The following is a 19,430-nucleotide window of genomic DNA, read 5'->3' as shown; positions in this document are numbered from 1 at the left end:
GGACAACGAATGCCCGACGCAGTCATCTGCGAACCGTTGCGCACACCCGTCGGCCGCTTCGGCGGCGTGCTCAAAGACGTTTCGCCGCAACAACTCGCCACCACGGTCATCGGAGAACTGGTGCGTCGCACCGGCATCGACGGCGCCTCGATCGACGACGTGATCCTCGGCCAGGCCTCCCCCAACGGCGAAGCCCCCGCCATCGGACGAATCGCCGCCCTCGACGCGGGCCTCGGGATCGACGTCCCCGGCATGCAGGTCGACCGGCGCTGCGGCTCCGGACTCCAGGCGATCATCCAGGCGTGCCTGCAAGTCGCCACCGGCGGCAGCGATCTCGTGCTCGCGGGCGGCGTCGAATCCATGAGCCAGACCGAGTTCTACGCGACCGGAATGCGGTGGGGCATCAAGGGCGACGGCGTCGCGCTGGCCGACCGCCTCGCCAGGGCCCGGGTCACCGCGGGCGGCCGCGACTTCCCCGTGCCGGGCGGCATGATCGAGACCGCGGAGAACCTGCGCGCCGAGTACGCGATCAGCCGAGCGGATCAGGACGCACTGGCCGTACTTTCCCACCAGCGCGCCGTGGCCGCCCAGCGCGCGGGACGATTCGCCGACGAGATCGTCGGAGTCTCTGTTCCGCAACGCCGCTCGGCACCCGTCCTTGTCGACGCCGACGAGCACCCGCGCGCCGACACCACCGTCGAGGCGCTGTCCGCACTGCGGCCGATCCGTTCCTCGATCGATCCCGAATCAACGGTCACCGCAGGCAATTCCAGCGGCCAGAACGACGGCGCGGCCCTCTGCCTGGTCACCACCCCGGAGCAGGCCCGCAGACTCGGCCTGCGCCCAATCGCCCGCCTGCTCTCCTGGGCCGCGGCGGGCGTAGCCCCACGCACCATGGGAATCGGCCCGGTTCCGGCAACCGAGCGCGCCCTCGCCCGCGCGGAACTCACTCTCGCCGACATGGACGTCATCGAACTGAACGAGGCCTTCGCGGCCCAAGTCCTCGCCGTCCTCCACCACTGGAACCTCGACCCCACCGACCCGCGCCTCAACCCAAACGGCTCCGGCATCTCCCTCGGCCACCCCGTCGGCGCCACCGGCGCCCGCATCCTCGCCACCCTCCTGCGCGAAATGGACCGCCGCGAAGCACGATACGGCCTGGAGACGATGTGCATCGGCGGCGGTCAAGGCCTCGCCGCGGTCTTCGAACGCATGTCCTGATCCCGACCTACGACGTCCCGGTCGACCCACTTCGACGCGCACGCGCGTGATATCCCCATCTCCACGCCGACGTGGGTGATCGGCCGGGTTCTCCAGCCGATCACCCACCGCTGCCGGGCGCGTTCCTATGTCACCGCCGGGACTCTTTCGCATCCAAGGTTGAACGATGGTACAAATAGTACGTACGTTCAATTAGATTTGAGGGTGAGATGGACACAGAACCGTCGTCACGTGCCGGCGGGCGGCAGTGGGCCGGCCTAGCGGTGTTGGCGTTGCCGACCGTCCTGTTGGGACTCGATGTCACGGCGCTCTACCTCGTGGTCCCGAGCCTGACCGCGGACCTGCATCCCACCGCGACAGAGACGCTGTGGATCATGGACGCCTACGGATTCCTCATCGCCGGGTTCCTGATCACGATGGGAACGCTGGGCGACCGGATCGGGCGCCGGCGCCTGCTGATGATCGGCATGACCGCGTTCGGCGCGGTGTCGGTGTTCGCGGCATTCGCCCCCAGCGCCTTCTGGCTGATCGTGGCGCGGGCACTGCTCGGCGTGGCCGGGGCGACGCTGATGCCATCCACCCTGTCCCTGGTCAGCAACATGTTCACCGATGCCAGGCAGCGAGCTTTGGCGATCGGCGTGTGGGCCACGATGTTCGCCCTCGGCATGGCCGCGGGACCGGTTGTCGGCGGGATCCTCGTTGCTCATTTCTGGTGGGGCGCAGCGTTTTTGATCGCGGTACCGATCAGCGTCGCAGTGCTGGTCGTGGCACCGGCGTTACTGCCGGAGTATCGGAGCGATGCTTCACGGCTCGACCTGCGGAGCGTCGCTCTGTCGCTGGCGGCGATGCTTCCGATCGTCTACGCGATCAAGCACGTGGCCACACACGGCATCGGTGCCCAGGCCTTGGCAGCCGTCCTGCTCGGTGGCGGTTCGACGGTCGCCTTCATCCATCGCCAACTGCGCTTGCGAGAGCCGCTGCTGGACATCAGGCTTTTCAACAGCCGGGCCTTTTCCGCCGCCTCGACAGTCTTGCTGATCGGCCTTGTCGGCTTCGGCGGGATGATGTATCTGGTCACGCAGTACCTGCAGCTCGTCGAGGGCCTCTCGCCACTGGCGGCCGGGCTGTGGATGGGACCACCGGCGCTGGCCATGCTGATCGGCGGGATCGGTGCCCCTTTGATCGCCGGTCGCATTCCGCCGGGCACGGTAATGGCCGGCACCTTGGCCTTGTCACTGATCGGATACGCCTTGCTCGCCTTCGCCGACACCGACAGCAAGCCGAATGTGGTCGCCGGCTTCGCGTTCCTCTATCTCGGCCTGGGTGTCATCGCCGCACTCGGCACCGACATCGTCGTGAGTGCGGCGCCGTCAGAGAGATCCGGGTCGGCCGCGGCGCTGTCGGAGACCGTGCAAGAGTTGGGAATCGCGGCCGGGGTGGCGCTGCTGGGAAGCCTCACGACGGCGATCTACCGGACCGCGGTCGAGGTCCCATCGGGGCTACCCCGATCCGTGGCCGAGTCGTACAGCGACACCCTCTCCGGCGCGGTCTCCGTGACGGACCAGCTGCCCATAGCGGCTCTCCACCAAGCGCAGGACGCGTTCACCGCCGGACTCAACACCGCCGCGATCGCCGCGGGTCTCGCCATCGCCGGCGCATCGATCGCTTGCTTCCGGACGCTGTGCCACATCCGCCCGATCGGCGCCGCCACCGCCGAGGCGGAGCCGATAGCCTCGACTCCCGGCAGCGGCGAAGATCGGCGAGAGGACCACGGTGGTTGAACACGACACTGGCGATGGCCGCAAACTGCGCGGCCAACGTCGCCGAGCCCAGATCATCGAGGCAACACTCACGATCGTTCACCGCGACGGCGCCGCCGGCGTGACCCACCGAACCGTCGCCAAAGAGGCAGGCATCACCACCAGCCTGACCCTCTACTACTTCGCCACCCTGGACGACCTGCTGGTGGCAGCCCTGACCAGCGTCACAGACGCCTACACGCACCGCATCCGCCAACTCGTCGACACCGCGGACGACCCGCTGGACGGGCTCGCCAGGATCATCGCCGAATCCGCGGGCCCCGGGCGGGAGCGCGCACTCGCCGAACGTGAACTCGCGACCCTGGCGGCTCGCCGACCCGCCCTACGCCCCGCAGCGCGACGCTGGCGTGACAGTGTCGCGGAACTCGCCCGGACACGAACCACCGATCCCGACACCATCGAAGCCTTCGTCGCACTGTGCGACGGACTGTGTACAGCCATCCTCCTCGACGACCACGAAGCCGACCCGGACCACATCCGCGCAGTCCTCAGTGGCGCGCTACTGCGCCCCAGCCCATAGCCCGGATCGGGTCGACATTTCCCAGTCGCGCAACAGTCGGCGTTCGATGTAATCCATTGGTGCCTCCCGCACGGATTTCCGTCGCACCGCTCGAGTCCATCAATCGGCTGCGCGGTTGGCGGGTAGTGTCGTCTTCTCCTGTTCCAATCCGCGCATGGACGGCGCGATCCAAGTCATTCGCTGCGCGTACACGGCCTGCTTATAACCTTTCCGTATGTCTTCGAGGGAAGTCGCCGGGTCGTCCGCATCCAATAGCAGACTGTCCAGGTCATAAAACGCGTTTCGGTTCGCCTGCCATTTCGTTTCGAAGCCCCCGACGATATTGAGCGTGGACAGCAAGGCGGCGACGGTCGCGCAGATCGCCGCGAGGTCAGCCTGAGGCGGGTCCGGAATCTGGATCGCCAGCGCGGCAGCAGCACTCAGGACGGCCGCACCGATGAGACTCACATGGTGCGCCACAGACCACCCGGCTGACCCGCGCCGAAACTTGTTTCGCGCCAGGCGGACTCGTTCGAGCAGGGGCTCCCTGGCCGACCCGGACGCAGATCCACCAGTGCTGCTTTGCGTTGTCATGGCACCATCTTCTCGCGAAACCTGTTGCGGAAGAGGGCGAGCACAGCCGCCAGGTTCGATTCAGCTGCCGCTACCGCTGCCACCACTGGATCCCCCGAGACCACCACGCTCCGTGGTGGTTGTCGGGGGTTTGGTCGCCGTCGGCTGTTGCGGGAGCGTCGTACGCGGTGACTGGGTGGCGGACGGTGCGGGCCGGGGCGCGGTCGTGGTGACCGACGTCGGCGGCTTGGGCGCTTTACGCGGTTGGGTGGAGCCACATCCCGTGGCGAGCAGTGAGGCTGCCACCGCGGCAGGCAGCGCGTACGCCACTCGCCGCGACATGCGCCGTCCGCCGGCACGAACGTTCCCAGATGGATTGCCCCGCACAGTCTTCCCCCCCTTGTTACCGATCGAGCGAACCGATCTTAACAACAGGCGAGGCCAGAGCGAGAAGTAGGTGAACGTCGCTGGCTGTGCCCGCCACACGAAGCGGGCCGGGCGGCAACACGACTCGTGGCGTTCACCGCGACGGCCCCGCGCGGCGGTAGAGGACGCATGCCACAGCGCCCTCTACGCCGAGGTCACAGATCGCCGGCGATTATGTTCTCGATATTGCGTTCCGCCAGAGCGGTAATGGTGACGAAGGGATTGACACTGGTATTGCCCGGAATCAGCGAACCGTCGATGACGTAGAGCCCGGTGTAGCCGGGGAGGCGACCGTAGTTGTCGGTCGCCTCGTTGAGCACACAACCACCCAGCGGGTGATAGGTGAAGTCGTCCCCCCAGGTCTTGTAGACGCCGAAGAGGTCGGTCCGGTAGATCGTCCCCTCCTTCCGATTGATCTTGTCGAAGATGCGCTTGGCGGCGTCGATGGCGTACTGGTTCTGGGAGGTCTGCCAGCTCAAATCGACCTTGCCGGTACCGGAGTTGAAAGTGAACTGGGCGCGAGCGGGGTTCTTGGTGATCGCCAGGTACAGGCTGACGTAGGTCTCCAGCCCCGCGGGGAACGGCGCGACCTCGGCGAAGGCCGGGCCACCCGAATCCGCCCAATTGTCGATACCCAGGCAAGGCATGCTGGATTGCAGTACGCCCGTGCCGTCCCACATGTGGTTGGCGCGGCCCACCATCACATTGCCGTTGTTGCCCCACTTCTTGCCGACGGCATCGGGCAGGTCCGGCAGTTTGCCCTGCGCCTTCATGGCGACCAACAGCTTCGAGGTGCCGATACTGCCCGCCGCGAAGAACACCTTCTGCGCCACAACGGTTTTGGTCGCCACCGCGGCGCCGCTGGTGTCGATCTCTTTCATCTCCACCCGATAGCCGCCCTCCGTGGGCGATACGGCGGTAACGGTGTGCATGGGCGTGATACGCACCTTGCCGGTCCCGGTGGCCGCGGCCAGATACGTCTTGTCCAGCGACCGCTTGCCGTGGTTGTTGCCGTAGATGACCTCACCGGCCAGTGCCGATCGGGTGACCTGCTCGGCCTGCTCCTTCTTCATGTACTCGAAGTCGTAGACGTTCGGCACGAAAGTCCAGCCGAAGCCGGAGCGTTCCGCGTGTTTGCGCCCCACGCGGGCGAATTGGTAACACTCCGCGCTCTCGAACCAGTTTCGGTCGATATTGTTCACGCCCAGACCGGTATTGGCGCGCGGGTAGTAGACGTTGTACATCTCGTCGGCGTTCACCGAAGGCAGGATGGCCGCGAAGTTCTCCCGCTTGGGTGTCACCGCCATACCGCCGTTGACCAACGAGCCACCTCCGACGCCGCGGCCCTGATACACGCGAATCCCGCTGAACTGTTCGGAATCCAGGACGCCCGTGTATCTTTCGATGTCCTTGTTGTAACTGCTGCCCGCGAAGTAGCCGACCGGCTGATCGGTGCGGTCGCGCAGCCAGTAGGACCGCCCGTCGGGTTTCAGCACGGGACAGAAGATCTTGCCGTCGGAGCCGGGCGTCGTCCACGACCTGCCCATCTCCACCACGGTCACCTCCACGCCCGCCTGCGCGAGCCGCAGTGCGGCGACCGCTCCCCCGTATCCGCTGCCGATGACGAGCGCGGACACCTTCTCGCCATCCGCCAGCGGCGCCGCGGTCGCCCGCGCCATGGACCTCCCGACTAGCGCGGCACCAACGGTGATACCCGTTGCCGCTAGGAATCCGCGCCTGCTCACCCCCCGCCCGGACCGGCTACCAACAGGAATTTCATGGGTGCGAACAGACATCGCAGGCTCCTCGTCGAGTCATGGATTGGAACCTGTTATAGAGGTGTGAAACGCGGCCGCGCGGTATTTTCCGGGCAAGCAGGAAAACTTTCGATCTTGGGCCGATGGGAGAAGTGTGAACAGAATGTTCACCGCTGGCGCCGCGGTTTTCGACGTCCTCGACCGAACGCTCACCCGAGGGCCGTTTCGGTCCCTACGACGCCACCGGCGATTTCACTCGAGTAGTCATCGCGGGACAGCGGCACAAGAAATCTCGGCGACATCCCGCAAACGCTGCCGAGGCACATCCAACCGGCTCAGCTGAATCAGCCCCTGGGAAACCAGCACGATGTGGGAGCTGAGCGCCGCTAACTCCTTCTCGTCCAGCACCTTTCGCGGAATATCGGCGCGCAGCCGGTCGGCGACGTGGCTCTCCATCCGCGCGGTCGTCCGATCGGCGATGGCGATGACCTCCGGAACCCGGTGCCCGAGTTGGCCGATGCTGTTGAGCATCAGGCATCCGCGCCGGTTGGGGTGAGCGAGGCAGTCCGCGATCACCGCGTCGAAGAACGCGCGCACCGCGGCCTGCGGCGACCCCGAGTCGGCACGCAGCACCTCGTGCACGAACGCGGCCCGCCGCTCGCAGTATCGCCCGAAAGCCGCGAGGAACAAACCCATTTTGCTGCCATAGGCGGCGTAGATACTTCCGTTGCCGACACCGGAAGCACCCGATACCCCCTCGACCGAGGTGCTGTCGAAACCGTCGGTCCAGAACAGTTCGATGGCGGCATCGAGCAACGCCGACTCGTCGAACTGCCGCGGACGCCCCATTCGTCCACGCTAGCAACGCCCGGCATTCGCCTCCGTCGCGGGCATGACGTCCGGCACACGGTGGCCGGTCAGCTTGGTTGTGGAGGCGTGATTCCATAATGATTGTCCAATGGATTCCACAGCAGGTACCTCATCGCGGCGGCGCATCGGAATCCTGGTCTTCGACGGGGTGAAAATGCTCGATTTCGCGGGCCCGGCCGAGGTGTTCGTCGAGGCCAACCAGTCACTCCCCGCCTACGACCTAGTGCTGGTCTCCGCCGACGGCAACGACGTGCAGACCTCCATCGGCGCGCGAGTCGCCGTGACCTGCGCGGCGGCGGACGCGGGCCGCTTCGACACCGTGGTCATCCCCGGCAGCGAGCTGCCCGCCGCCCAGTTCGTGACGCCGGAAGTACTGCGGGCCACCCGTCACCTCGCCGAGCACACGCGCCGCCTCGCCTCCATCTGTAGCGGGGCCGCCATCCTCGCCCACCTCGGCCTCCTCGACGGCAGGCGCGCGACGACGCACTGGAAGTTCACCAAAGACCTCGGCCGCCAATTCCCCGCGGTCCAAGTGGATTCCGACGCGATCTTCGTGCGCGACGGGCACATCTACAGTTCCGCGGGCGTCGCCGCGGGCATCGACCTCGCGCTGGCGCTGGTAGAGGAGGACCACGGCGCGGCGGTCGCGCGGCGGGTCGCCCAGTCGTTGCTGGTGTACATGCAGCGGGCCGGTGGGCAGTCACAGTTCTCGGCGGCGCTGAGCGGACCCGTCCCGCGCAGCCCGCTCATTCGCGCGGTCGCCAACCTGATCTGCGCCGATCCCGCCCAGCCGTACTCGGTGAAAACGCTCGCATCGCACGCCAGGGTGAGTCCACGGCACCTGACCCGATTGTTCCGCGCCGAGCTGGAGAGCACGCCCGCGGAGTACGTCGCCTTCGTCCGGTTCGGTTACGCCAGAGACAAACTCGACGCGGGCTACAGCGTCACCGAAGCCGCCATGGCCGCCGGATACGGCAGCGCCGAGGCGATGCGCCGCGCCTTCATCGCCCGACTCGGCGTCTCGCCGCGCAAGTATCAGCAGCGCTTCCGTTCCACGGCGTACGCGAACGGCCGCTGATCTTGGTTCTGCGGTTTGCCGTCCGGTGTCCCAAAACGGGCGGATACTTGGCTCAACGGTTGGGGCGCGTGTGCGCCCGGTTCACGAAAACTGGAGGCCCCACTCAACAACGACGCCGAAAGGTAGGGACCATGGCAGGAAATCCCCTCGGTCTATCGCTCGAGCCAGCCGCGCAGGAGTTCGTGGACGCGACCTCCGAGCCGCCGTTCCTGTACCAGCTTCCGCCGGAAGAGGGCCGCAAAGCGGTCGACGGCGTACAGGACAGTCCGATCTTCAAGCCGGAGATCGATGAGGAATGGATCACCATCGAGGGCGGGCCCACCGGCTCGGTCCGGGTGCGCATCGTCAAGCCGGTCGGCGCGGCGGGACCGCTACCCGTCATCCTCTACACGCACGGCGCGGGCTGGGTCTTCGGTGACGCGCACACCCACGATCGGCTCGTGCGCGATCTGGCGATCGGCGCGAACGCCGCCGTGGTGTTCCCCGAGTACGACCGCTCGCCGGACGTGCGCTACCCGGTGGCGAACGAGCAGTCCTACCGGGTCGCCCAGTGGGTCACCACCGAGGGCGGCACCAAGGGCCTGGATTCCGCGCGCATCGCCATCGCGGGCGACTCCGTCGGCGGCAACATGGCCATCGCGTTGACGCTGATGGCAAAGGAGCGCGGCGACGTCTCCTTCGTACAGCAGGTGCTGTTCTACCCGGTCACCGACGCGAACTTCGACACCGGCTCGTACCGTGACTTCGCCGAGGGCTACTTCCTGAGCCGGGACGGCATGCGGTGGTTCTGGGACCAGTACACGACCAGCGAAGAGGACAGGGCGCAGATCACCGCGTCGCCCTTGCGCGCGACGACCGAGCAGCTCGCCGGACTCCCGCCCGCCCTGGTCATCACCGCCGAGGCCGACGTGCTGCGCGACGAGGGCGAGGCCTTCGCGGCCAACCTCCGGCGCGCGGGCGTGCCCGTGACGCAGACCCGCTACGGCGGGATCGTGCACGACTTCGTGATGGTCAACTCGTTGCACGACACCCACGCCGCCAAGGCCGCGATCGCCCAAGCCGTCGCGGCGCTGTCCACGGCACTGCACGACTGAGCGCTTCGCCTGATCAGCCGTCCGCCGCGGCCGGGGACTTCTCGGCCCCGGCGGCTCAGCGGTCAGGGAAAAAGTCGCCGAACTCGTCCAGGAATTCCGATACCGGGTCGACACCCACGCTGTGGTGCACGAGGCGGCCGTCGACGAACAGGCCCAGCGTGGGGAAAGCCCGGACCCCGTACCGCTCGGCCAGTTCGGGCTGCTCCTCCACGTTCACCGTGACGACGACGAGCCGATCGGCGAGTTCGTCGGCGAGTTGGCGCAGCGTCGGTGCGGCCCTGCGGCAGGGGGCGCAATAGGGGGCGGAGAAGGCGACGAGCACCGGCTTGCTGGAGTCGAGCACGGTCGTGGCGAAGGTTTCGGCGGAGACGGTGTTCGGGACCTTCATCGCTTGCCTCCTCGACGCTGCGCTCAGCTATCGCATTGCCGGGTGGTGACCGGGCAAACGTCCGAATTCGCTGCCGGCAACCGTGCCCTTGGCGAGGCTTGGCGCGCCCTCCTCACCTATTGACCGACCGACGGTCGGTCGGTAGCGTCGAACGCAGGGAGGTGCGCCGTGCGACAGGTGAAGAAGCCCGAAGTCCGCAAAGCCGAGATCGTCGACGCGGCCGTGCGCAGTTTCGTGGAGCGCGGCTACGACCAGACCACCGTCGAATCCATCACCGGCGGGCTCGGCGTCGCGAAAGGCTGCTTCTACCACTACTTCAGCTCCAAGGAGCAGGTGTTCGCCGCCGCCGTCGACACCATCGCGCAGCGGCTGTGCGCGACCTATCTCGCTATCCTGCAAGACGAATCGCGATCGCCCAGCGCGCGGCTGCTCAGCTACGTCGACCACAGCTACGCGCTCACCGAACGCAACGAAGCGCCCGGCCTGCTGGCCGCGCTGCACGGGGATCGCTTCCGCGACATGCACCATCGAATCGTGGATAGCGTGGCGAACGAACTACGCCCCGCCCTGTGCACCCTGCTGACAGCGGGTGCGAGCCAGGGCGAATTCCGCGTTCCCGACCCGGAATTCACCGCGATCGCCCTGCTCGGCGCACTGCGGGAACTGCACGAGGTCTACGCCGAGCGCCCGGACCTGGACCTGCGCGCGCATCGCGCCACGCTCGTGGATCTCCTCGAGCGCATGCTCGGCACGAAGCTCCCGCATTCCGATCGGCACGCGGAGGAACGATGAAAACCGTTGCGATAACCTTCGATTCGTCGGGCACCGAATGCGCGGGCGCCCTGTACACCGAGACGGACACCGTCGGTCGCCCCTGCGTCGTCCTGTGCACGGGTTTCAGCGGCACCCAGGACACCCCGTCGGTCGTCGCGGCCGCCCAGACCTTCGCCGCCGCGGGCATGACGGCGTTGACCTTCGACTACCGGGGCTTCGGCGCGAGCGCGGGTCGACCGCGTCAGGTCGTCGACATCGAGGACCAGTTGGCCGACATTCGCGCCGCGGTCCGCTTCGCCCGCGAGCATCCACTGGTCGATCCCGATCGAATCGTGTTGTGGGGCACCTCGCTCGGCGGCGGCCATGTCGTGACGGTCGCCGCCGACGACGAGCGCATCGCGGCGGTACTGGCGCAGGTGCCCTTCAACGGATTTCCGCGCCGAGCCGAAGGACGTTCCACCAGAGCCACTTTCGCACTGCTGCGCGTGATGGTCGTGGACTGGTTGCGCGGCGTCTTCGGCCTCTCGCCGCACTACATTCCCGCTGTCGGCCGCCCAGGCGAACTCGCTGTCATGACCGGCCCGCAAGCACAGGCCACCATCGACGCGATGCGCAGCGACACCTGGCGCAACAGCGTGGCGCCGCGCGGCCTGCTCCAGATGATGCGTTACAAACCAGGCGATCACGCGCCGCGGCTCCGCATGCCGCTCTTGGTCTCCATCGCGGAAGGCGACCGCGAGACCCTCGCCGAGAACACCGTCGAACTCGCCGAGCGCGCGCCCCGGGGCGAGCTGCGCACCTACCCGTTCAGCCACTTCGAGGTGTATCGCGCCGACAACCGCGAGAAGGTCCTCGCAGACCAGATCGACTTTCTCCGCCGAGTACTTCCCGAAGTCTGATCACGCCCCTTCCGTACGGTGTAAGAATCACCTAGGGTGACGGCTGGATGACAGTCCGATGAAGGGAGTGCGCGTGTCGGTCGCCGCCGCGGTCAAGAAGCAGGTCCAGGAACTCGGCGGGGGATTCATGTTCTCCCGGGAGGCGAAGGAATTCGCACGCAGTACCGGGGTCGACGGGTTCTTCGGCCCGTACGTCCGCGGCAGGGGCGGTGTGCTCGGCGACGTCGACGCCGACGTGGTGACCGCCGCCTTCGGATTCTTCCCCGCCCATTCGATCCGCAAGGCCTGGGAGTCGGTGCCGATGCCCGCCGCCAAGGCCGCCGACGGCTACGCCGCCGCATGTCAGGATTTCGGCCGCCGCAAACTCGCCGATTTCGACCAGGCCGAACGCCTCGCCCAACTGCTGGAAGTCGTTGTCGCCGCGGCCGATCCGGCCGGCCTGCCCCTCTTCGCGGGCTGGCGCGCCTTGCCACTTCCCGCCGACGCCCCCGCCCGCGTCGCGCAACTCGCGCACGTCCTGCGCGAACTCCGCGGCGGCCTGCACCTCCTCGCCGTGCGCACCAGCGGCCTCACTCCGCTGCAAGCCGTCCTCGTCTCGGGCTCCCCCTTCAACAACGGCCCCAACCAGGCCCGCTGGTACGGCTGGCCCGAGCCCTTCGAAGAGATCACCCCCACCATCCAAGACCGCTGGCAACGCGCCGAAGCGCTCACCGACACCCTCATCGCCCCCGCCTTCGCCGTCCTCGACGAGGCCGCGGGCGCCGAACTGACCGCCTTGCTCACCACCGCCCACACCACCGTCTTCACCCGCTGACCCACGAGCGGCAGCCTCGGTCGCCCTCTCGCGTTCCTCCGGCAGGTCCACACCGAGCAGGCCGGCGGCACCATGCTTGTTCCAGACCTCGCGGTCCACTTGGTGCCGCTCGGCTCAGCGCCCCTGATTCGGCGTCGACTCCTCAGCGCGAAACGCCCGGTCAGGGGCGAATCACTCCGATGGCCCGTTCACCTCCACCGGGGCATCGAGTCCCGGTAATCTTCTCCGAGCGTGTCGTTGATCGTCTGTGCAGTTAGCCGTGTTGGGATGTGCGGGTGAGTTCCAGCTGTCCGGGCAGCCGCTGACGTTCGCGCTGGTCGCTGCCGATTCGCTCGACGACCGGGCAAGCCCGCCGGGATCACCGAGCGAATCCAGGCCAATGGCCGCGGGCTTGCCGTAGCGACCGAAATCGGCGTCGGACCTTCCCGCCCGACAAGTTCATGCTCCACACCTCGTTGTGCCCGGCCATACCGACCGACCCGAACCAACCGACGAGCCCACGAAATTCGCACCGTCCCGCCGTGATCCGGCCCGTAGCGCGGGCCGACGCCACAACTTGAGCATTGTCGAGAAAGAGGGATACCCGTGAATCTCGAGACCACCATCTCCGCCGCACTATGCGCCCTCGGCCTTGCCATCCTCCCCGCCGTTCCGGCGCAAGCCGACGACCCCGTCGTCGTCGGCCCGGGAACCTCGATCGGAGTCTGCACCATCGCCTCAGTCGGCACGGACAAGCACGGCAACCTCGTCGCGCTGACCGCCGGGCACTGCATGCGGGTCCCGAACCAGCGCGTGAGCGTCGGCGGTCGAGACGTGGGTTACTTCGCGGCGTGGTCCAGCAAGTGGCCTTCGGAACTCTTTCGGGAGGACGCCCAGCTCGACTACGCGGTGATCCAGCTCGACCCCAAGATCGTCAAGCCCACCAACCTGACCCCGGCGGGTCGGCGCGTCGACCGCATCACCCCCTATCCCGATCCCAGTCAGCTGCTGTGCAAGTACGGCCAGGTCACCGAGCACACCTGCGGCAACATGCTCGAACGCGACGGCAACGCGGTACGGTCCTGGCAGCTCGTCTTTCCGGGCGATTCCGGTGGTCCGGCCTACGCGGGCTCCGGGCTGGTGGGCATCGCCTCCTCGATCAACCTGATGCGTATCTGGGCGCCCATTCAGTTCACCGGAATCAGCGGCGTGCTGGCGGATCTCGCGGCCCAGGGTGGCGTCGGCGCCGGCTTCAAGCCGATCGGTTAGGGCAGCTGCTCGTTCGTCAACCTGGCGTTCCGATCCCAGGCGGGCAGACGACTCGCTCCGGGTTCGCTCGCAAGTATTTGAGGCCCTGTTTCATGTAGACGCGGGGGTTGGTGTCGAGGTGCTCGGCCCACAACGGTCTGGGGTCGCCGCGCATCACGCTCCAGCAGGCGAGCGCGTACCCGAACATCGGCTGTGACAGATAGCCCAGCCGCTGGGATCGCCAGCCGTGGCGACTCTGGGCGAACTGGAACGCCGCATTGGCGTTGAAGACGCCGAGCCCCAGGTACACGGTGACCAGATCGGTGAGCTGCTCGCCATCGTGCCGATCGGGCGCGATGCGGTCCTCACCGAGAAGACGTTCGTGCGCCAGCTCATGGGCGACCGTCGCTACCAACGCGACCGGCGAGCGCATCTGGGACATCGAGAGCGACACCACCGCGCGGCCGCGCTCCAGACGGTAGTGTCCCGCCTCCCCGTGCGAAGAACCCTCCAGAAACGCGATGTCCTCCGGCAACACATCGCCGTCCGTGTCGATCTCTACGACGACGCGATCCCGACGGACACCCATGTACCCGCTCACGCGCTCGACCAAGGAACGGACCTCCGGCTCGGTGCCGGAGTACGCGTCGGGAAAGAAGTCCGAAGTCGGCAGGATCACCGGCGTTCGCAGCGTCCTGTGCCCGAATTGCGTTGCGCACCAGCTCAACATCTCCTCGACCCACAGCCGCTCGATCTCCCCCACCGGGCACCTCGGCTTGAAAAATCCCATGCGGCATTATCTCTGGCTGCTCGATCCACCGCGCGACTGCGCTATCGCGCACCCGACGCCGAACGCATCCCGAATGGAAGGCGTTCGCTGGAACGCACACGCGATCTCTGCTGCACCGGTGAATTCCGGGCGGATCCGTCGTCACAGTCTCTGGATATACCGAACGAGATGATCATGGGCCGCCCCGCGGCGCCCGGTCCCATGCTGGCCACCGTCGCGGCCCTGACCGACCTGCGCGTTGGCACCTGGGTGTACGACTCTCCGCTACGCCCGGCCTGGCTGACGGCGTGGGAAGCGCACTCGGCGCCGACCTCGCCGACCGGTGCGCTCCGGTCGTCGCCGAGCTCGCCGGAAGGTAGCCAGGACCGTGGGATTGTCCGAGCCTTGCAGTTCCGTGACCGTCTTGTCCGAAAACTCCGATCAATCGCGGAACGGTGTCGGTTGCGCGACGGATCGGTGGAGATACCGCCCGTTGCCGTCTCGGCCGATGCGTAGCTGCCACATGCTAGCGGACAGAGGTCGGCCCTGCTGCACCCCAGCGAAGGGAGAGACACGGTGGCATTGGGACGTCGTCGGATGCTGATCGGCTTCGCCGGTGCGGGTGGCCTCGCACTGGCCGGATGCGGGCAGTTGGAACCCGCGCCTCCCGAACCCGCCACAATCCGGATCGATCCGCCACCCGGCGCGCACGACGTCGATGCGCGCAGCCCCGGCACGGTCACGGTCACCGACGGGACGCTGCGGTCGGTCGAATGGATCGATGAAACGGGCAGATCACTACCCGGTGCACCGGCGCCCGATCATCGAACCTGGACCAGCGCCGAACCACTCGGTTACGGACACACCTACACCGTGAAAGCCGTCGCGCACGGCGAAACAGGCGACGTCACCACGACGGCGACCTGCGCCACGGTGCGACCGCAACAGCTCATCGACGTCTCGCTGCGCTCCGCCAATCTTGTCGAGCTGGCCGAAAACGACACCTACGGAGTGGGTTTCGTGCTCGTCGCCCATTTCGACGAACCCGTAGACCGGGCCGCCGCGGAACGCCACTTGAAGGTCACCACACAGCCCGCCGTCACCGGCGCCTGGTATTGGCTCGACGATCACAACGCACACTGGCGGCCGGAGCACTATCACGCGCCGGGAACCCAGATCACGGTCGAAGCCGACCTCTTCGGACGCGCGCTCGGCGAGGGCCGCTACGGCCTGCGCGACCAACGGGTTTCCGTGAACATCGGCCCCGCGCACGTCGCGATCGCCGACGACGACACCAAACACATCGAGGTCTTCGACAACGGGAACCTGGTGCGCACCATGCCCACATCGATGGGCAAGGGCGGCACCATAGCTGTCGGAGGCAAATATCTGTCGTTCTGGACCCGCCCCGGCATCTACACCGTGCTGGACCGGAACAACCCGGTGATCATGGACTCCGCCACCTACGGCCTGCCCACCAACTCCGGCGGCTACCGCACGAGCATCGACCACGCGGTCCGCATCAGCCACGACGGAATCTTCGTCCACGCACTGGCCTCGAGCATGTGGGCCCAAGGCAACACCAACGTCTCACACGGCTGCCTGAACCTCTCCCCCGACGATGCCGCATGGTTCTACGACTTCGTCATCCCCGGCGACGTCGTCGAGGTCCGCAACACCGGCGGTGACCCCCTCGACATCTGGCAGAACGGCGATTGGAGCATCCCCTGGCCCGACTGGCTTCGCGGCGGCACCCCCGCCTGACACGAGCAGGCAGCTCACCGAATTCCGCGTGAGGCCGGTGCGGGACCGGCATGCAGACGCCGATCACCGGGCCGCACCGGACGCCGAATCGGGTGTTTGGTTGTGCCGGTGAATTCTGACGTCGTTCGCCGGTGAATTTGGTTGTCGTTCAATGGCGGATCGGTCCGATCCGATCGGTGAATTCTGACGTCACCAGGTCGCTGAGGCGACTGTCCCGGATTCCGGGCTGCTGTCAGTGGGCGGCAGAGATACAAGGGGCCGCTGATGTCGGTAGGTCCGATCGGTGACGGCGTGACGGCGTGACGACGCACACACCCAGAGTTATACCAAGAATCACGACAGAGGGTGTCGTGATTTGTTGGGAGCCTTGATTTGGCGGCCATCGGACAGCGCGATCGGTCAGTTCACGAAGGAGCGTTCGAGTGGGTTCTCAGGTCAATCCATGTATCACGTTCAATGGGAACGCGCGGGAGGCGATGGAGTTCTACCAGCAGGTCTTCGGCGGCGCGCTGGAGGTTTCAACGGTCGCGGACTTCGGCTCACCGGATTCGCCGAGTGCTGACAAGGTCATGCACTCTCGTCTGGATACTTCCGCCGGCTACACGTTGATGGCATGGGACTTTCCGGATGAAAGACCCGGCCACCCGTCCTATCGGCCGGGCAACAACGTTGCGATCTTCCTTGGTGGCGACGACGGAGAGCTCCACGACTACTTCGAGAAGTTGTCTGTCAGTGGCACCGTCACGCTGCCTCTTGAAACGCAGGTATGGGGAGATGAGGCAGGCTCGCTCGTGGACAAATTCGGGATAAGCTGGATGTTCAACATCACCGCCCGGCACCAATGACCGACTCCCGTCGCCTCTCTGATCGGTGACCGGCTCGCCCCAGCCCAGCGTCGTCCTCAGCGGGGCCATTTCTGGATGTTGACCTGGGAACTATCGGTGAATACCGACATCACCCAGCAGCGGCAGCCTTGGCTTGGGCAGTGCGGGCGAGACAGTAGGAGTCGGTGCCGGTCTAGATGATGTGACCGCCGAAGGTGAGTCGGTCGACGATCGCGGCGCAAAGCCTGGGGTCGGTGAAGGTCTTGGTCCAGCCGGAGAACGACTCGTTGGAGGCGATCGCGACGGAGTTCTTCTCCTCGCGTTCGGTCAGGACCTGAAACAGCAATTCCGCGCCGCGGCGGTCGAGTTCCATGTAGCCGGGCTCATCGATACAAAGCAGATCGACGCGACCGTAGCGAGCGATCGTCTTGGTCAGCTGCTTGTCATCGGCGGCCTCGACAAGCTCGTTGACCAGCTTCGTGGCCAGCGTGTATTCGACCCGGTGACCCTGCATGGCGGCTTCGGCGCCCAACGCGATGAGCAAGTGGGATTTGTCGGTGCCGGAGTCACCGATCAGGCAGAGCGGGAACCCTTCTTGATACATTCGCCGTTGGCCAAGGTGTGGATCGTGGCGGGGTCGACGACGTTGGGGTTGGCCTCGAAATCGAACGCGCGCAACGACTTGTCTCGCGGGAACCCCGCGGCGCCCATACGTCGTTCGCTGCGTCGGCGGGCGCGGTCGTCGCATTCGACGAGTAGGAGTTCGGCCAGGCATGCCCGGTAGGTCATCTGCTCGCGTGTGGGGCCCTCGGCGATCTCGTTGAACTGGGCTCGGATGGTGGGGAGTCGTAGCATTCGGCAGGCTTGGTCGACGGCGGCGTCGGCGGCTTGATCGGTCATGCCGTGGCGGCGTGGTGCGGCGATGCTCATGCTGTAGTGCTCCCTTTCGTCGAGGATGGAGTTCGGACAAGCAACTGGTCATAGGCCCGCGACCGAGGGCAACGGCCGCCTCGTTCGGCCACGCAGCGTTCGTTGCGGCTTGCACTGTGCGCCAGCCGACCCCGTACTTCGTCTGTAACGCCCGACCCGACATCCCCGCTCGTGCGTCGCGCCGGATCGCGGCGTAGGAACTCGACCTTCGTCTGGCGAGGCAACGGCGACTCCCTCCAACGCGTCTGTATGGGCGAAGCACACGCATCCTTGCACCGCAACCAAGATCACGACATCAAAATCCGCCGATACGAACATCTTCGAGTTCGAGGGCGACGTCAGTATCCACCGATCGGCGACGTCATAGATCACCGATAGAACCAGGGTGTTCGCTGCGACCGCGCCGAGCACGATCGCCGCCAGCAGTGGGCCGATCGCGGGCAGCCATCGTCCCAGCATCGAGGCGGTGAGCACCGCAACGGCGGCCAGCGCGAGCCCGGGCCAATGCTCGCCGAACCACGACGCGATACGGCCGATGACTCCGTGCCGGGCGCCCGGTCGCGCCGATTCGCCGGGGTGTGTGGGAATGGTTGGTGGAGAGGATGTTTCGGAGGGAACCATGATCCTGGGCTGAGGTTGTCGCGGCGGGCTGCGGTCGCCAGCGGCGTGGACGGCGGTCGGTGGCCAGCGGCAGCGGCGGGCTGCGGTCGCGAGCGGTCTGTGGTCGCGAGCGACGAGCCGCAGGCAGCGGACAGCGGGCAGCGGGCAGCGGGCAGCGGGTAGCCCCCAGTACGCGTGCCACGCGCCCGGATGCGGGTAGCTCCCGGGCGCGCGGCATCGTCAGTAGCTATTTCGCGGTCGAGGCAGGGTTTCCCGGACGCGCGATGCCGGTAGCCGCTATTTCGCGGGTAGCGCGGGCTGTGCCGGGTCCTTACAGGAGGGCAGTTCGGGTGGGCAGGGGGCGAGGACGGTGGAGAAGTACTGGATGGCGGAGAACAGGGTGATGGGTCCGCCGGCCAGGACGACTCCGGCCATCGTTCCGACCGCGCCGAGGGTGGCCATGCCGAGGACGCAGCCTGCGACGGTGGCGCCGACGAAGGGCAGCAGCAGTGCGATGACGGGGCTGGAGACGACAGCTCCGGCGGCGCCGCCGACCAGGCAGCCGATTCCGGCGCCGATGACCGCACCGAGCACGGCGCTGACCGCGGCACCGATGGCGGCGCGTTGGGCGAACACACCCAGTGCCTGGGCATCACGGGGTGTGAAGGATTCGGCGACCTGGGTGGCGGCTCGTTCGACGGTCACGATGTCGGAGGCGGCCACGGGTGTGACCGGTTTCCCATGATCACCCGAGGGTGTCAGGGTCGCGGTCGCACCGTCGATGCTGGCGGTGATGGGGTAGGCGATGTCGTCGACGCGGTAGGTCAGCGGGATCGCCGCGACCGGCTTGTCGCTGGGATCGAACAGCACGAGCTGCTGATCGTCGTGGCGCAGCGTGCCACCGCTGACCGCCACGACAGCGGAGTCCCCGCGGCGGGTGACTTCGTAGTGCACGCCACCGGATTCCTCACCGGCCGCGGGTGCGGCCTGCGCGGTCGCCGCTGCGACCACTACGGCAGTGGCGGCCAGCGCCGCGGTCATAGCCGTTGTTCTCATCTTCATGGGTTCCTCATCTTCATTGGTGAGTTGGGCAGCGCCCTTGT

General features: G+C 66.9%; 17 protein-coding genes and 1 pseudogene. 11 read left to right on the top strand and 7 right to left on the bottom strand.

What is annotated here, in order from left to right; all coding sequences use genetic code 11:
* The first annotated feature begins 9 nt into the window (after window positions 1-9).
* From AB0H49_RS31165 to AB0H49_RS31155, 3 genes are all read left to right on the top strand, one after another.
* Window positions 10-1,221, top strand: coding sequence for an acetyl-CoA C-acetyltransferase (locus AB0H49_RS31165; RefSeq protein ID WP_357256357.1), 1,212 nt, complete (start codon window positions 10-12; stop codon window positions 1,219-1,221).
* Window positions 1,222-1,430: 209 nt separating this feature from the next.
* Window positions 1,431-3,002 carry an MFS transporter gene (locus AB0H49_RS31160; RefSeq protein WP_357256356.1) on the top strand — a complete coding sequence of 524 codons (1,572 nt, stop codon included), beginning with the start codon at window positions 1,431-1,433 and terminating at the stop codon, window positions 3,000-3,002.
* Between the two features lie 100 nt (window positions 3,003-3,102).
* Window positions 3,103-3,561: a TetR family transcriptional regulator gene (locus AB0H49_RS31155; RefSeq protein ID WP_355003036.1), complete on the top strand. Its 459-nt coding sequence runs from the start codon at window positions 3,103-3,105 to the stop codon at window positions 3,559-3,561.
* Window positions 3,562-3,660: 99 nt separating this feature from the next.
* Here AB0H49_RS31155 and AB0H49_RS31150 read toward each other — a convergent pair whose 3' ends face one another.
* The 3 genes from AB0H49_RS31150 to AB0H49_RS31140 all read right to left on the bottom strand — a co-directional run bounded on the left by AB0H49_RS31150 (window position 3,661) and on the right by AB0H49_RS31140 (window position 7,145).
* Window positions 3,661-4,008 (bottom strand): hypothetical protein, encoded by a 348-nt coding sequence (locus AB0H49_RS31150; RefSeq protein WP_355003037.1) that lies wholly within the window; start codon window positions 4,006-4,008, stop codon window positions 3,661-3,663.
* A gap of 686 nt (window positions 4,009-4,694) precedes the next feature.
* Window positions 4,695-6,218, bottom strand: coding sequence for a GMC oxidoreductase (locus AB0H49_RS31145; RefSeq protein WP_357256355.1), 1,524 nt, complete (start codon window positions 6,216-6,218; stop codon window positions 4,695-4,697).
* Between the two features lie 342 nt (window positions 6,219-6,560).
* Window positions 6,561-7,145 (bottom strand): TetR/AcrR family transcriptional regulator, encoded by a 585-nt coding sequence (locus AB0H49_RS31140; protein ID WP_357256354.1) that lies wholly within the window; start codon window positions 7,143-7,145, stop codon window positions 6,561-6,563.
* Between the two features lie 109 nt (window positions 7,146-7,254).
* On the opposite strand from AB0H49_RS31140, the gene AB0H49_RS31135 reads away from it, so the two are divergent.
* Both AB0H49_RS31135 and AB0H49_RS31130 read left to right on the top strand, forming a co-directional pair.
* Window positions 7,255-8,244, top strand: a complete 990-nt coding sequence (locus AB0H49_RS31135) for a GlxA family transcriptional regulator (protein WP_357256353.1) — start codon at window positions 7,255-7,257, stop codon at window positions 8,242-8,244.
* Between the two features lie 131 nt (window positions 8,245-8,375).
* Window positions 8,376-9,338 carry an alpha/beta hydrolase gene (locus tag AB0H49_RS31130; RefSeq protein WP_357256352.1) on the top strand — a complete coding sequence of 321 codons (963 nt, stop codon included), beginning with the start codon at window positions 8,376-8,378 and terminating at the stop codon, window positions 9,336-9,338.
* A 55-nt stretch (window positions 9,339-9,393) separates the two neighbouring features.
* On the opposite strand, the gene AB0H49_RS31125 is transcribed toward AB0H49_RS31130, so the two are convergent.
* Complete coding sequence (locus AB0H49_RS31125) at window positions 9,394-9,726, bottom strand: thioredoxin domain-containing protein (protein ID WP_357256351.1); 333 nt, start codon at window positions 9,724-9,726, stop codon at window positions 9,394-9,396.
* A 168-nt stretch (window positions 9,727-9,894) separates the two neighbouring features.
* Between AB0H49_RS31125 and AB0H49_RS31120 the strand changes: the two genes are divergently transcribed.
* From AB0H49_RS31120 to AB0H49_RS31105, 4 genes are all read left to right on the top strand, one after another.
* Entirely contained in the window at window positions 9,895-10,518 is a 624-nt protein-coding gene (locus AB0H49_RS31120; protein ID WP_357256350.1) for a TetR/AcrR family transcriptional regulator, read from the top strand.
* Complete coding sequence (locus AB0H49_RS31115) at window positions 10,515-11,399, top strand: alpha/beta fold hydrolase (protein ID WP_357256349.1); 885 nt, start codon at window positions 10,515-10,517, stop codon at window positions 11,397-11,399. The genes AB0H49_RS31120 and AB0H49_RS31115 overlap by 4 nt, the downstream gene beginning before the upstream one ends.
* 58 nt (window positions 11,400-11,457) lie before the next feature.
* Entirely contained in the window at window positions 11,458-12,213 is a 756-nt protein-coding gene (locus AB0H49_RS31110) for a hypothetical protein (protein ID WP_357256348.1), read from the top strand.
* A gap of 585 nt (window positions 12,214-12,798) precedes the next feature.
* Complete coding sequence (locus AB0H49_RS31105; RefSeq protein ID WP_357256347.1) at window positions 12,799-13,461, top strand: trypsin-like serine protease; 663 nt, start codon at window positions 12,799-12,801, stop codon at window positions 13,459-13,461.
* Window positions 13,462-13,477: 16 nt separating this feature from the next.
* Here the strand turns inward: AB0H49_RS31105 and AB0H49_RS31100 are convergent, their stop codons facing one another.
* Window positions 13,478-14,203: a hypothetical protein gene (locus tag AB0H49_RS31100; protein WP_357256346.1), complete on the bottom strand. Its 726-nt coding sequence runs from the start codon at window positions 14,201-14,203 to the stop codon at window positions 13,478-13,480.
* A 582-nt stretch (window positions 14,204-14,785) separates the two neighbouring features.
* Between AB0H49_RS31100 and AB0H49_RS31095 the strand changes: the two genes are divergently transcribed.
* Window positions 14,786-15,973, top strand: coding sequence for an Ig-like domain-containing protein (locus AB0H49_RS31095; RefSeq protein WP_357256345.1), 1,188 nt, complete (start codon window positions 14,786-14,788; stop codon window positions 15,971-15,973).
* Between the two features lie 422 nt (window positions 15,974-16,395).
* Window positions 16,396-16,818: a VOC family protein gene (locus tag AB0H49_RS31090; RefSeq protein WP_357256344.1), complete on the top strand. Its 423-nt coding sequence runs from the start codon at window positions 16,396-16,398 to the stop codon at window positions 16,816-16,818.
* Window positions 16,819-16,990: 172 nt separating this feature from the next.
* Here AB0H49_RS31090 and istB read toward each other — a convergent pair.
* Window positions 16,991-17,727 (bottom strand): annotated as a pseudogene (gene istB / locus AB0H49_RS31085) (IS21-like element helper ATPase IstB).
* A gap of 897 nt (window positions 17,728-18,624) precedes the next feature.
* Entirely contained in the window at window positions 18,625-19,389 is a 765-nt protein-coding gene (locus AB0H49_RS31080; RefSeq protein WP_357256343.1) for a hypothetical protein, read from the bottom strand.
* Window positions 19,390-19,430 lie beyond the last annotated feature (41 nt).

Origin of the sequence: Nocardia sp. NPDC050713 (genome assembly GCF_040654315.1) — a bacterium.
GTDB lineage: Bacteria > Actinomycetota > Actinomycetes > Mycobacteriales > Mycobacteriaceae > Nocardia.
Note: the sequence above shows the minus strand (reverse complement) of the source record. Positions and strands in the feature narration are given on the sequence as shown.

Excerpts from the sequence above, each read along its gene's own strand:
- AB0H49_RS31165 (WP_357256357.1), top strand. The coding sequence starts at position 10 with ATGCCCGACGCAGTCATCTGCGAACCGTTGCGCACACCCGTCGGCCGC.
- AB0H49_RS31160 (WP_357256356.1), top strand. The coding sequence starts at position 1,431 with ATGGACACAGAACCGTCGTCACGTGCCGGCGGGCGGCAGTGGGCCGGC.
- AB0H49_RS31145 (WP_357256355.1), bottom strand. The coding sequence starts at position 6,218 with ATGGCGCGGGCGACCGCGGCGCCGCTGGCGGATGGCGAGAAGGTGTCC.
- AB0H49_RS31140 (WP_357256354.1), bottom strand. The coding sequence starts at position 7,145 with ATGGGGCGTCCGCGGCAGTTCGACGAGTCGGCGTTGCTCGATGCCGCC.
- AB0H49_RS31135 (WP_357256353.1), top strand. The coding sequence starts at position 7,255 with ATGGATTCCACAGCAGGTACCTCATCGCGGCGGCGCATCGGAATCCTG.
- AB0H49_RS31130 (WP_357256352.1), top strand. The coding sequence starts at position 8,376 with ATGGCAGGAAATCCCCTCGGTCTATCGCTCGAGCCAGCCGCGCAGGAG.
- AB0H49_RS31125 (WP_357256351.1), bottom strand. The coding sequence starts at position 9,726 with ATGAAGGTCCCGAACACCGTCTCCGCCGAAACCTTCGCCACGACCGTG.
- AB0H49_RS31115 (WP_357256349.1), top strand. The coding sequence starts at position 10,515 with ATGAAAACCGTTGCGATAACCTTCGATTCGTCGGGCACCGAATGCGCG.
- AB0H49_RS31110 (WP_357256348.1), top strand. The coding sequence starts at position 11,458 with ATGAAGGGAGTGCGCGTGTCGGTCGCCGCCGCGGTCAAGAAGCAGGTC.
- AB0H49_RS31080 (WP_357256343.1), bottom strand. The coding sequence starts at position 19,389 with ATGAAGATGAGAACAACGGCTATGACCGCGGCGCTGGCCGCCACTGCC.